Here is a 12224-nt window from a genome sequence, read left to right as displayed (position 1 = left end):
GCTGGATACCCGTCCAGATCCAAGTATAGTTTTCATGTTTGTGATCTCAAATCAATACGAGGCGAGTTTAATCAGCTGTTAGGGATATCCTCTGGTATAAAACAAATTAATTTTGATACAATCAAAACAGACTCAAGTAATAATAAAATGATGAAAAACATGACTAAAAATAATGTGATAGTAGTTGGTGGTGGCATGGTTGGCGCGGCTATGGCGATAAAGCTTGCTCAACAGGGCTTTGGCGTACGCATAATCGAAAAACACCTAATAGATCCATCACAGATTCTTAGTAGTGATAAGGTTGATATTAGAGTGTCGGCTATTAATCGTTTTTCAGAAAATTTACTTGATGAATTAGGAGCAATGCCGCTTTTAAGGCAAAACCGCATAGCGCCTTATGAGCAATTAGAGGCATTTGAGCGCGGTGGTGATAATTTATTGTTTGACTGCGCCTATATAAACACCACGCATTTAGGCCACTTAATTGAAAATAGTTTAATTCAAGCAAGTTTATGGCAGCAATTTGATCATTATAAAATTGAGGTTATTGAGCAAGCCACACCTATTACTAAAATAGAGCAAACGGATGATTTAATTACGCTTGTGTATGGTGATCAAACCTATACGGCTGATTTAGTAATTGCCGCCGATGGTGGGCAATCGCAGCTGCGCGATAAGGCGAATATTGGTATTACGGGTTGGCAGTACCAACAGCATTGCATGGGGGTGTTAATTAAACTCGATGCGCCGCAACAAATTAAAACATGGCAACAGTTTACACCAAGTGGGCCGTTAGCATTTTTACCAATGCAGGCACCGTACGCTAATTTAATTTGGTACGACGATGCAAATACATTGCAAGCATTTAAAGGGCTAAGCCCAATTCAGTTAAAAACGCACATTCTGAATAAATTTCCTGAACTTGCTGGAGACTTTGAAGTACAAACCCATGCAGTATTTCCGCTTACTCGCCAACACGCTAACAACTATTCACAAGGGCGCTTGGTTTTAGTCGGTGACGCTGCACATACAATAAATCCGCTTGCAGGGCAGGGGGTAAATTTAGGTTTTCAGGATGTAGTGGCACTTGCTGAGGTTTTAAACGAAGCAGGAGATATAGGTTGCCCACTAAAACTTAAAGAATACGAGCGAGCTCGCCGTAAGGCTAATTTATTAATGATGAGCATGATGGATGCTTGTTACTTTGGCTTTTCTAACCAAGTCGCGCCACTTAAATGGGCACGTAGCCAGTTTTTAAAAATGGCTAATAATACAGGCCCTATAAAAAACTGGGTTTTAAAATACGCAATTAGCGGTGATTTAGGCTAAATTTAAAGTAGAGATTAAAAAGGCTCATTTATGAGCCTTTTTTTATGTCTGTTTTTAAGTCAGCAAATAGTGACTCGGCTATATTGAACACGGTTTTAATTTAACTGATGTTACATCACTAAATCGCAATTTAATAACTTTAAAGAGCCTGTGTGTGGATAATTTTTTTACAGTAATAATTATTTTAGGTGCGCTACTACTTGTTGCTAGCTTAAAAACAACCGTTAAAGTTTGCAAAAAAACATCGCAAAGAGCATGGAGTGTACTGCTATGCGCTATTATTTTTTTTATTATAGGGTATTGGTGGATACTTTATTATTTTTCAAACCACGACATTGCACCCGTCGTTATGAATATGGTGGCTATGTTGTTACTTGGCGGTGGTGGGTTTGTTTTTTTAGTTATTAAACTGAGCTTAAAAAGTATTCTTAAAATAGAGCAAGCAACGCAGTATCAAAAATATCAAACTGAGCACGATAACTTAACAACTCTACCTAACCGCGATAAATTTTTTAAATCTTTAAGTAAACAAGTTGAATATCCTTCCCCATTTTCACTATTTTATATCGACTTAAATAACTTTAAACAAATTAATGATGCGTTTGGGCATCAGTGTGGTGACCAACTTTTGGCTGCATTTGCCAATAAATTAAATAAAGAATTATGCGGCATTGCTAAGTTATATCGAATAGGTGGCGATGAGTTTGCTTTTTTATTGCATACCGATACAGATGAAAGCATGAATTATTGTGTAAACATTATAAACTCAGCCGTCAAAAGTCCGTTTTGTACGAATGAGCAAATGGTTAAAATACAATTAAGTATAGGCGTAAGCCGTTTTCCTGATGATAGCCGATTGCCCGATCAGCTATTAAAAAAAGCTGACTTGGCACTGCATGAAGCTAAAAAAACATTTCAACCTTTGGTAAATTACTCATCTGCAATAGGTAAACGAGCTGAGGACTTTTTTGATTTATCAGCCAAAATTAAAGTGGCATTACATAAAGATGAGTTTGAGCTTTATTTACAACCCATAATGGACTCTAAAGATCTGCAATTACATGGCCTAGAAGCGCTTATCCGATGGCCGCAAGATGATGGTAGCTTTATTAGTCCAGAAAAGTTTATAACCGTAGCTGAGCGTACAGGGCTTATTTTTCCTTTATCGAAATGGGTTGTACAAGAAGCCGTTAATCATATTAGAAAGCTCAAGCTATTTGGTTTCACCGGTACTATACATGTCAACTTATCGACTAAAGATATTGAAAGCAGCGAGTTTTACGATTTTATAATTAGTTTACTCGCAACCGACCCTACATTAAGCGACTCGTTAATTTTTGAAATTACAGAAGGTGCAATGATGACAAACATACCCGCAGCAAGAAAAATGATGCAACAGTTGAGTATGCGCGGGTTTAAATTTAGTGTTGATGACTTTGGTACTGGCTTTTCGTCACTGTCATTATTAAGAGAGCTGCCAATCAATCAAATAAAAATTGATCAGTCGTTTGTCAAAGATATGCTTACTAACTCGCCTGATTACGCCATTGTAGAATCTACATTGTTTTTAGCGAGTCGATTAAATTGCGATGTAGTTGCTGAAGGAATAGAAACTAAAGAGGTAGAACAGGCGTTGTTGAGTCTTAACTGTGATTATTTACAAGGGTATTTATATAGCAAACCAATAAATATAGATGAATTTATAAATGTTTATTTAAGTGCAGAAAAAGTAAGTTGAATTTAATGAGTATTGAGAAGTTTTAGACAGGGGAGTCAAATTGGCTGGGATACCAGGATTTGAACCTGGGAATGCCAGGATCAAAACCTGGTGCCTTACCGCTTGGCGATATCCCAACTATAAATTTGATATTAATTTTAGTTCTTAATAAGAACATGGTGCGGAAGGAGAGACTTGAACTCTCACATCCTAAGATACTGGAACCTAAATCCAGCGCGTCTACCAATTCCGCCACTCCCGCATCACTAATGTGCTCATTTAACCTCTAAGCTAGAGTAATCCTTTTATTCAACTTTCCTTGGTAGAAGAAGTTGGCTGGGATACCAGGATTTGAACCTGGGAATGCCAGGATCAAAACCTGGTGCCTTACCGCTTGGCGATATCCCAACAAAGAATTCTTTTATAATTTTAGTTCTTATCAGAACATGGTGCGGAAGGAGAGACTTGAACTCTCACATCCTAAGATACTGGAACCTAAATCCAGCGCGTCTACCAATTCCGCCACTCCCGCATCACTAATTTGCTCATTTAAACTCTAAGCAAGAGTTATTCTTTTATCCAACTTTCCTTGGTAGAAGAAGTTGGCTGGGATACCAGGATTTGAACCTGGGAATGCCAGGATCAAAACCTGGTGCCTTACCGCTTGGCGATATCCCAACAAAGAATTAATTGATATTTTTAGTTCGTATCAAGAACATGGTGCGGAAAGAGAGACTTGAACTCTCACAACCGAAGTTACTGGAACCTAAATCCAGCGCGTCTACCAATTCCGCCACTCCCGCATCGTTTGTGTTATGAAACACAGGTAGTTATTTTAGACTCTTCATTGAGTGCAATTTAACTCTTGCAGAGCCACTTCTAAAAAAAGAAATGGTGGCTAAGACGGGATTTGAACCTGTGACCCCATCATTATGAGTGATGTGCTCTAACCAGCTGAGCTACTTAGCCATTGTTGGCTGGGATACCAGGATTTGAACCTGGGAATGCCAGGATCAAAACCTGGTGCCTTACCGCTTGGCGATATCCCAACAATAACAATTGATAGTTTTAATTCTTATCAAGAATTATGGTGCGGAAGGAGAGACTTGAACTCTCACATCCTAAGATACTGGAACCTAAATCCAGCGCGTCTACCAATTCCGCCACTCCCGCACACAAGGTAGTTATTTTAAACTCTTCATTGAGCAACAAAAAAATATGGTGGCTAAGACGGGATTTGAACCTGTGACCCCATCATTATGAGTGATGTGCTCTAACCAGCTGAGCTACTTAGCCATCTTTTTTTGTTAGCACTTCATCGCTGAGTGCGGGGCGTATTATGCTGATATGACCCAAATTCGTCAACACCTTTTTTGCAAAAAAACACTTAACTGTGTTTGTTTGCAGGAAAATTAAGCTAAGCGGCTAAATTTTAATAAAAATGATGATTTTTTGAGTGCAATTCACATACAAAATTTGTCGCTAAATAAAAAAAGCAAAAACCAATAGTTTGAAGCTGTTTGATTATTCGACAAATTATTACGCTCAGGTTAAATCTTAACATTAATTTGTTTAAGAGGTACTTATTATTGAGGTTTGATCTTCTGCGCAGTGTGTTTTTTAAATTAAACGTAGGCATTTAGGTTGGGGCTATATCAATTTTATAAGTTTATAACGTTGGAGGTACAAAAAAGGCTCGTAAAAACGAGCCTTTAAAATTATTACCAATACTAATTCGGTTTCATTTGACTTATACGTTGAACAAGAAGTTCATTACATCGCCGTCTTTAACAATGTACTCTTTACCTTCTTGACGCATCTTACCTGCTTCTTTTGCGCCGCTTTCACCTTTAAAGGCAACAAAGTCGTCAAAAGCAATAGTTTGCGCACGGATAAAGCCACGCTCGAAGTCGGTATGGATTTTACCCGCTGCTTGTGGTGCTGTTGCACCTACAGGGATTGTCCATGCGCGTACTTCTTTTACGCCAGCTGTGAAATAAGTTTGTAATTGTAGTAATTCATAACCACCACGAATAACAAGGTTAAGACCTGGCTCTTCTAGACCAAGATCAGCCATAAACTCTAGCTTGTCTTCGTCATCTAGTTCTGAAAGCTCAGACTCGATAGCGGCACATACAGGAACAACAATCGCATCTTCAGCTGCGGCAATAGCGCGTACGCGGTCAAGGTATGGGTTATTTTCAAAACCATCTTCAGCAACGTTTGCAATATACATTGTTGGTTTAATCGTTAAGAAGTTAATAGAGCTGATTGCTGCTTTTTCTTCTTTAGTTAGTGCTAGACCACGTAAAGTTAAGCCTTCGTCAAGATGCACTTTTACTTTTTCAAGTACAGCATTTTGCTCTTTAGCGTCTTTGTCGCCACCTTTTGCTTTTTTTGAATTACGGAAAAGGGCTTTTTCAGCGCTATCCATATCAGCAAGTACTAACTCAGTGTTGATTACGTCAATATCGTCAGCAGGGTCAATAGTGCCTGCTACGTGGATGATGTTTTCATCTTCAAAACAGCGAACTACGTGGCCAATTGCATCGGTTTCACGAATGTTAGCTAAAAACTGGTTACCAAGGCCTTCACCTTTAGATGCGCCTTTTACTAAGCCAGCAATGTCTACAAATTCCATACTGGTGGTAAGAACTCGTTGAGGATTAACTATTTTAGCAAGTTCGTCTAGACGAGGATCTGGCACAGGTACCACACCTGTATTAGGCTCAATGGTACAAAAAGGAAAGTTAGCGGCTTCAATACCCGCTTTAGTTAGTGCATTGAAAAGCGTTGATTTACCTACGTTAGGCAAGCCAACGATGCCACATTTAAAACCCATAGTAAGATACCTTGTTTAGAATTCGTTTAAACGGTGTACTTGGACCCAAGTTACTAGGGTTTAAACGAATGTAGTCTGTTTTGTGCTTTTAACACACCATCTTTTGCAAGTATTTCCATGCAACGAACTGCTTCATCAACAGCAGCATCCATCTTTTCTTGGTCTTCTTTGGCCGCTTTTCCAAGCACCCAACCAGTTACCATTTCACGATGCCCCGGATGACCTACACCAATGCGCAAGCGCATAAAGTCTTTTTGATTTGCCATTTTTGCAATAATGTCTTTTAAACCATTATGACCGCCATGCCCGCCACCTTTTTTTAATTTGGCAACGCCTGGGTCTAAATCCAATTCGTCATGGGCAACTAAAATGTCCTCGACAGGGATTTTGAAAAAATTAGCTAAACTACTGACCGCTTTACCACTTAAATTCATGTAAGTAGTGGGGATCAATAATTTGAATTCTTGGCCTTGAATGATCACTTTGCCTGTAAGGCCGTGATATTTAGGATCGTGTTTTAGAGTGCAGTTATAGCGTGCAGCGATTTGCTCGATGAACCAAGCACCTGCATTGTGGCGTGTGTTTGCGTATTCGGGGCCTGGATTAGCCAGGCCCACAAGCATTTGAATAGAATTCAAGGTTGCGAGACCTTAAATATTATTCTGCTGCTGCAGCGTCGTCTTCAACTGGAGCTGCTTTGTTTGCTTTGATAGTCAGGATAGACTGATCATGGCCTTCGCCTTTAGCTAAATCTACAGAGCTAACGCCTTTAGGGAAAGTTAGGTCAGAGATATGAACTGAATCGCCAACAACAAACTTAGAAACATCTACTTCAATGAATTCTGGAAGTGCTTTTGGAAGACACGTAATTTCAACTTCAGTTAACTGGTGAACAACAGTTGCGCCAGCTTTAGTTACAATCTCTTCACCGATGAAGTGTAGAGGAACTTTAGTTTGAAATTTATGAGTAGCATCTACACGTTGGAAATCAAGGTGAGTAAGCTTAGGCTTGAATGGGTGACGTTGGATATCTTTTAAGATTACTTCAACAGCTTCGCCATCAACGTTAAGCGTAAGGATATGCGTGTAGAAACCTTCGTCTTCTTGAGCTTTGATCATATCTTTATGAGCAAAAGTAAGAGATAAAGCTTCTTTATCAGCTCCGTAAAGGATTGCAGGAACTTTGTCTTCGCGACGTAGGCGGCGGCTCGCACCAGTACCAGTTTCTACGCGAAGTTCAGCGTTATACGTATAAGTTTTGTTAGACATGATGTCTCCAGTTATTTAAATGTGTAGGGCCTTTGCGACCAAGGTCCCTAGCCAAAAGGCGCGCTATCATACCACCACGCCCAGATAAAATAAACATCGCTTACAAAAAAAGCGCCAAAAGGCGCTTTTATATTCAGGAATGTTTAATTTTAGTGTTCAAACATCGCTGAGATAGATTCTTCGTTACTAATACGACGAATAGTCTCTGCTAACATGTCAGCAAGCGTAAGTACCTTAACTTTATCAAGGGCTTTAAGCTCATCAGATAGCGGGATTGAGTCAGTTACAATTACTTCATCAATCATTGAGTCACGTAAGTTTTCGGCTGCTTTACCTGAAAGGATAGGGTGTGTTGCGTATGCAAATACACGCTTAGCGCCATGTTCTTTAAGAGCTTCTGCGGCTTTACACAATGTACCACCGGTATCAATCATATCATCTACGATAATACAATCACGACCTTCAACGTCACCAATAATGTGCATTACTTGAGAAACATTTGCTTGAGGGCGACGTTTATCAATGATTGCTAAATCGGTATCATTTAGTAGTTTTGCAATTGCACGAGCACGTACAACACCACCGATATCTGGAGATACAACAACGACGTCTTCAAAGTCGCGTTCTTTCATATCTTCAAGTAATACAGGGCTGCCAAATACGTTATCTACAGGTACATCAAAGAAGCCTTGGATTTGTTCAGCGTGTAAATCAACCGTAAGAACACGGTCAACACCAACACTTGATAAGAAATCTGCAACAACTTTAGCGGTAATTGGAACACGAGCAGAACGTACACGACGGTCTTGGCGCGCATAACCAAAATAAGGAATGACGGCAGTAATACGACCTGCAGATGCACGACGTAGAGCATCAACCATAACGATAAGTTCCATCAGGTTATCGTTTGTAGGGGCACAGGTTGATTGCAAGATAAAAACGTCCGAGCCACGAACATTTTCATTTATTTGAACACTGATCTCACCGTCGCTAAAACGGCCAACAACAGCATCGCCTAATTCAATATATAAACGTTTTGCAACTTTTTGAGCTAACTCAGGTGTTGCGTTACCAGCGAAGAGCTTCATGTCAGGCACGGTAGGGTTCCTCAGGCACTGAATATTTGGACTAACGGGCAATGATAAATATCACTGCGGGTTAACTTATGATTACTTGTACGTTACTTCATTGATCGAATATGGCGGTTAACTCCGTATGAGCAGGTGAGACATTTGCGCTTGAAGCCACAAAACCCTGCCAAGTATGGGGGAGATTTTCAAGTACATCTTGTGCTTGAACTTGGCTAGCAAATTCGACAAAACAACATGAACCTGTTCCGGTCATCTTCGACGGTGCGTATTTTAGCAACCACTGGAGGGTTTTTTCAACCTCGGGGCAAAGCTTTTTAACTAAAGGCTCACAATCGTTGGTCAAAGTATGGTGTTTCCAGTCGCCTATTATTTTTGGTGTGTCGCGTTTTAAATCTGGATGTGTAAATATTTTTGCGGTACTTACATGTTGGTTAGGGTGTACAACGCAGTACCATTTTTGTTCAAGTGTTACTTGGTGTAGTTTTTCACCAATACCGTGCGCTATGGCGCTTTGACCTTGTATGAACACCGGAACATCTGCCCCTAACTTGAGCCCCAATTGTGCTAGTGTTTCTAAATTTAGTGTCAATTTCCATAACTTATTTAGGGCTAATAAAGTACTCGCTGCGTCAGATGAACCTCCTCCAACACCGCCCCCCATCGGCAAGCGCTTAATTAAATTTATTTTTACACCCAAAGAGGTTTTACAGTGTGTTTGTAATAATAAAGCCGCTTTATAGATGAGATTATCATTTAGAGGGATGTCTTTAGTATCACCACCGACAGAAATACTCCCATCTGTTGTTAACTCAAAATGCAGCTCATCACCAAAATTTAAAAAAGTAAATAAGGTTTCAAGTTCATGATAGCCATCTTCTCGGCGAGCATTAATATGTAAAAATAAATTGAGTTTTGCCGGAGCAATAAGTGAAAAAGAGGTTTTGTTATTCATACTTATTTAAACTGCCAATCGTATAGTTGAATTTTAATTTTTATTTGTTGGTGCTTTAACGTCAGTTTAGTAGGTAACCAGTAACCTGCGTTTTGTACATAAGTGCCATAATCTATTTGCCATTTTTTGCCTGTATTATCAAACCATAATACTTGCTTTGCACGCCCAAGCTCATCAACAATTAAACTTTCATCGTCAATAGTGCCTTTAAGCCAGTTATCGGCATTATCAACCGGTAGTGTAAAACCCGTTAATCGTTTTAAAAGCTCTGCAGCGTTAGTATCAAAGTATTGTTCACCATCAAACTCTAATTCAGCACCGTTAGCTGTTTGTTTAAGCGACAAAATACGAGTACCAATAAAAGTAGTCAGTATTAAATTATTGGAATTTGTTGTTTGCTGCCAATTTAAGTTTGCAGATTGACGCTCTTCTGGGCTAATAAATGCAAGTTTACCTTCTACTTGCCAAGTTTTTTGAGCAGCTAAACGTGGTTTCCAATCATCATAAAGTGTTGTTTTTGTATCAATTTGATGAGCACAGCCACCTAAAAACAAAAAAAACATGAATAAAATCAAATATTGTCGAATCAAATGTTGTTCCTTACTTTCCATATTCCGCTGATTTTTGGTAAAATTACCGCCTTTGAAGTAGGGCTCAGCAATATTTGGCAAATATGACCATAATAGCACTAGGTATAAATCACAAAACCGCATCCGTAGAATTACGTGAAAAAGTGGCTTTTTCGCCTGAGCAAATTTCAGAGGCGTTGCAACAATTAAGTGGCCATGCCGACTTTAATGAAGCGGTTATTGTGTCTACCTGCAATCGAACCGAGATCTATTGTAGCCTCGCTCAGCAAAATTCCCAAACACTGTTGAGCTGGCTTGCCAGTTTCCATGGTTTGGATGAACATGAACTGAGCAAAAACACTTATTGCTACGAAGATAACGATGCTATTAATCACTTAATGCGCGTGGCGTGTGGGTTGGATTCTTTGGTGTTGGGCGAACCGCAAATTCTGGGGCAAATAAAGCAATCGTTTTTTAGTGCTAAAAACCACGATGCAGTAGGTGTTACGTTTGATAGGTTGTTTCAAAAAACATTTTCAGTAGCGAAACAAGTTAGAACTGAAACCGATATTGGCGCAAGTGCGGTATCGGTAGCGTTTGCTGCAGTTAACTTGGCAAAGCATATTTATGGCAAGCTTGATAAGACCAATGTGTTATTAATTGGCGCAGGTGAAACCATTGAATTGGTTGCTAAACATTTATACCAAAATGAGCCTCAAAATATCACTGTTGCAAATAGAACTATTGAGCGAGCTCGTAACTTAGCTGACGAAGTGTCGGCAGATGTGATTGCTTTGGCGCAATTGCCTGAGCGTTTGCATAAAGCCGATATAGTGATTAGTTCTACAGCCAGCACTTTGCCTATTATTGGTAAAGGGGTGGTTGAGCAGGCGCTAAAGCAGCGACGTCACAAACCTATGCTATTTATAGATATTGCAGTTCCACGTGATATAGAAAGCCAAGTAGGGGAGCTAGATGCTGCCTATTTATATTCCGTTGATGACTTACAAACCATTGTAAGCGAGAATATGGCAGCGCGCGAGCAAGCTGCACAGCAAGCGCAAATAATTATTACTGAACGCACCAAAGAATTTGCAATGTGGATGCGTTCACTCGATTCGGTAGATTTAATCCGCCATTATCGAAACGATGTACAAACAATTAAGTCTGAACTTGTAGAGCGTGCTGTTAGTCAGCTCAATACAGGTAAAGATGCAGAAAAAATTATATTAGAGCTCGCCAATAAATTAACCAATCGCTTAATGCACGCGCCTACCCGTGCAATACAAGATGCAGCGAAAAAAGGTGAAGTGGCGCAGCTAAACCAGTTGAAAAAAATGTTAGGTATTGATCAGGAATAACCGTTAAATGAAAGAGTCTGTTTATAATAAATTAGAAACCTTAGTAGAGCGTTACGAAGAAGTACAAGCGCTGCTAAGCGACCCGTCGGTCATTAGTGATCAAAACCGTTTTCGTGCGCTTTCAAAAGAGTATTCTGAGCTTGAAGAGATTGTAAAAACGTTTTTAAACTATAAAGAAACGCAAGACGATTTAGCCAGTGCAGAAGAAATGCTTAAAGATTCTGACCCTGAAATGCGTGAAATGGCGCAAGAAGAATATAAAGAAGCAAAAGCACAAATACTAGTGATTGAAGATCAAATTCAAGTATTAATGTTGCCAAAAGATCCGCGAGATAACAACAACGTTTTTGTTGAAGTACGTGCAGGGACGGGCGGCGATGAAGCGGCTATTTTTGCTGGTGACTTATTTCGTATGTACAGCCGCTACGCAGAAAATAAAAAATGGAAAGTAGAAGTTGTAAGCACCAATGAAGGTGAGCATGGCGGTTACAAAGAAGTTATTGCAAATATCAGTGGCGAAGGCGTTTACGGTCAATTAAAGTTTGAATCAGGCGTACATCGCGTACAACGTGTACCAGAGACTGAATCACAAGGTCGTGTTCATACCTCAGCGTGTACTGTTGCGGTTATGGCAGAAGTACCAGAAGCAGAAGCGATACAAATTAATACCGCAGATTTAAAAGTTGATACATTTCGTGCATCAGGCGCAGGTGGTCAGCACGTAAATAAAACTGATTCTGCTATTCGACTTACACATATACCTACCGGTGTTGTGGTTGAGTGTCAGGATCAGCGTTCGCAGCATAAAAACCGCGCTAAAGCGATGTCAGTACTTGCAGCTCGACTGCAACAAGCTGAAGATGAAAAACGCCATGCGGCAGAAGCCTCTGAACGTCGTGACTTGGTAGGTAGTGGCGATCGTTCTGAGCGCATTCGTACTTATAACTACCCGCAAGGTCGTATTACAGATCACCGTATTAACTTAACACTTTATCGTTTAAACGAAGTGGTAGCCGGTGATTTAAGTGCGATTATTGACCCATTAATGCAAGAGCATCAAGCTGACTTACTTGCGGCCATGGGCGACGAGTAAT

Annotated in this window: 10 protein-coding genes and 10 tRNA genes; 4 read left to right on the top strand and 16 right to left on the bottom strand. The window is 39.9% G+C overall.

Annotated elements, in window-relative coordinates; genetic code table 11:
• Positions 1 to 147 precede the first annotated feature (147 nt).
• Together H5120_RS05965 and H5120_RS05960 are read left to right on the top strand one after the other, a co-directional pair.
• Positions 148 to 1329, top strand: coding sequence for an FAD-dependent monooxygenase (locus H5120_RS05965; RefSeq protein ID WP_182673862.1), 1182 nt, complete (start codon positions 148 to 150; stop codon positions 1327 to 1329).
• A gap of 154 nt (positions 1330 to 1483) precedes the next feature.
• A complete protein-coding gene (locus tag H5120_RS05960; protein WP_007585601.1) occupies positions 1484 to 3067 on the top strand; it encodes a bifunctional diguanylate cyclase/phosphodiesterase in 1584 nt (527 codons plus the stop codon).
• A gap of 41 nt (positions 3068 to 3108) precedes the next feature.
• Here the strand turns inward: H5120_RS05960 and H5120_RS05955 are convergent.
• The 16 genes from H5120_RS05955 to lolB all read right to left on the bottom strand — a co-directional run bounded on the left by H5120_RS05955 (position 3109) and on the right by lolB (position 9790).
• Positions 3109 to 3183, bottom strand: a tRNA-Gln gene (locus H5120_RS05955).
• Positions 3184 to 3223: 40 nt separating this feature from the next.
• Positions 3224 to 3308: transfer RNA gene (locus H5120_RS05950), tRNA-Leu, on the bottom strand.
• Positions 3309 to 3379: 71 nt separating this feature from the next.
• A tRNA-Gln gene (locus H5120_RS05945) sits at positions 3380 to 3454 on the bottom strand.
• 39 nt (positions 3455 to 3493) lie between these two features.
• Positions 3494 to 3578: transfer RNA gene (locus H5120_RS05940), tRNA-Leu, on the bottom strand.
• Positions 3579 to 3649: 71 nt separating this feature from the next.
• Positions 3650 to 3724, bottom strand: a tRNA-Gln gene (locus H5120_RS05935).
• Positions 3725 to 3764: 40 nt separating this feature from the next.
• A tRNA-Leu gene (locus H5120_RS05930) sits at positions 3765 to 3849 on the bottom strand.
• Positions 3850 to 3938: 89 nt separating this feature from the next.
• Positions 3939 to 4015: transfer RNA gene (locus H5120_RS05925), tRNA-Met, on the bottom strand.
• A gap of 5 nt (positions 4016 to 4020) precedes the next feature.
• Positions 4021 to 4095, bottom strand: a tRNA-Gln gene (locus H5120_RS05920).
• 39 nt (positions 4096 to 4134) lie between these two features.
• Positions 4135 to 4219 (bottom strand) — tRNA-Leu (locus tag H5120_RS05915).
• Positions 4220 to 4265: 46 nt separating this feature from the next.
• A tRNA-Met gene (locus H5120_RS05910) sits at positions 4266 to 4342 on the bottom strand.
• Positions 4343 to 4796: 454 nt separating this feature from the next.
• Positions 4797 to 5888, bottom strand: coding sequence for a redox-regulated ATPase YchF (gene ychF, locus H5120_RS05905; RefSeq protein WP_007583951.1), 1092 nt, complete (start codon positions 5886 to 5888; stop codon positions 4797 to 4799).
• A 53-nt stretch (positions 5889 to 5941) separates the two neighbouring features.
• The gene (gene pth, locus H5120_RS05900) at positions 5942 to 6526 is read right to left on the bottom strand and encodes an aminoacyl-tRNA hydrolase (protein WP_002958548.1); all 585 of its coding nucleotides are present in this window, start codon (positions 6524 to 6526) and stop codon (positions 5942 to 5944) included.
• A gap of 19 nt (positions 6527 to 6545) precedes the next feature.
• Entirely contained in the window at positions 6546 to 7157 is a 612-nt protein-coding gene (locus H5120_RS05895; protein ID WP_002958549.1) for a 50S ribosomal protein L25/general stress protein Ctc, read from the bottom strand.
• A 149-nt stretch (positions 7158 to 7306) separates the two neighbouring features.
• Complete coding sequence (locus H5120_RS05890) at positions 7307 to 8254, bottom strand: ribose-phosphate pyrophosphokinase (RefSeq protein WP_002958550.1); 948 nt, start codon at positions 8252 to 8254, stop codon at positions 7307 to 7309.
• Positions 8255 to 8342: 88 nt separating this feature from the next.
• A complete protein-coding gene (gene ispE / locus H5120_RS05885) occupies positions 8343 to 9200 on the bottom strand; it encodes a 4-(cytidine 5'-diphospho)-2-C-methyl-D-erythritol kinase (protein ID WP_182673861.1) in 858 nt (285 codons plus the stop codon).
• Between the two features lie 2 nt (positions 9201 to 9202).
• Complete coding sequence (gene lolB, locus H5120_RS05880) at positions 9203 to 9790, bottom strand: lipoprotein insertase outer membrane protein LolB (protein ID WP_033020640.1); 588 nt, start codon at positions 9788 to 9790, stop codon at positions 9203 to 9205.
• An 83-nt stretch (positions 9791 to 9873) separates the two neighbouring features.
• Between lolB and hemA the strand changes: the two genes are divergently transcribed.
• Together hemA and prfA are read left to right on the top strand one after the other, a co-directional pair.
• Positions 9874 to 11130, top strand: a complete 1257-nt coding sequence (hemA, locus tag H5120_RS05875) for a glutamyl-tRNA reductase (RefSeq protein ID WP_024594740.1) — start codon at positions 9874 to 9876, stop codon at positions 11128 to 11130.
• 7 nt (positions 11131 to 11137) lie between these two features.
• Entirely contained in the window at positions 11138 to 12223 is a 1086-nt protein-coding gene (prfA, locus tag H5120_RS05870; RefSeq protein WP_002958554.1) for a peptide chain release factor 1, read from the top strand.
• Position 12224 lies beyond the last annotated feature (1 nt).

It is taken from the genome of Pseudoalteromonas sp. SR43-2 (assembly GCF_014163885.1).
Classification (GTDB): domain Bacteria; phylum Pseudomonadota; class Gammaproteobacteria; order Enterobacterales; family Alteromonadaceae; genus Pseudoalteromonas; species Pseudoalteromonas distincta.
This window is presented reverse-complemented; position numbering and strand designations above follow the sequence as displayed.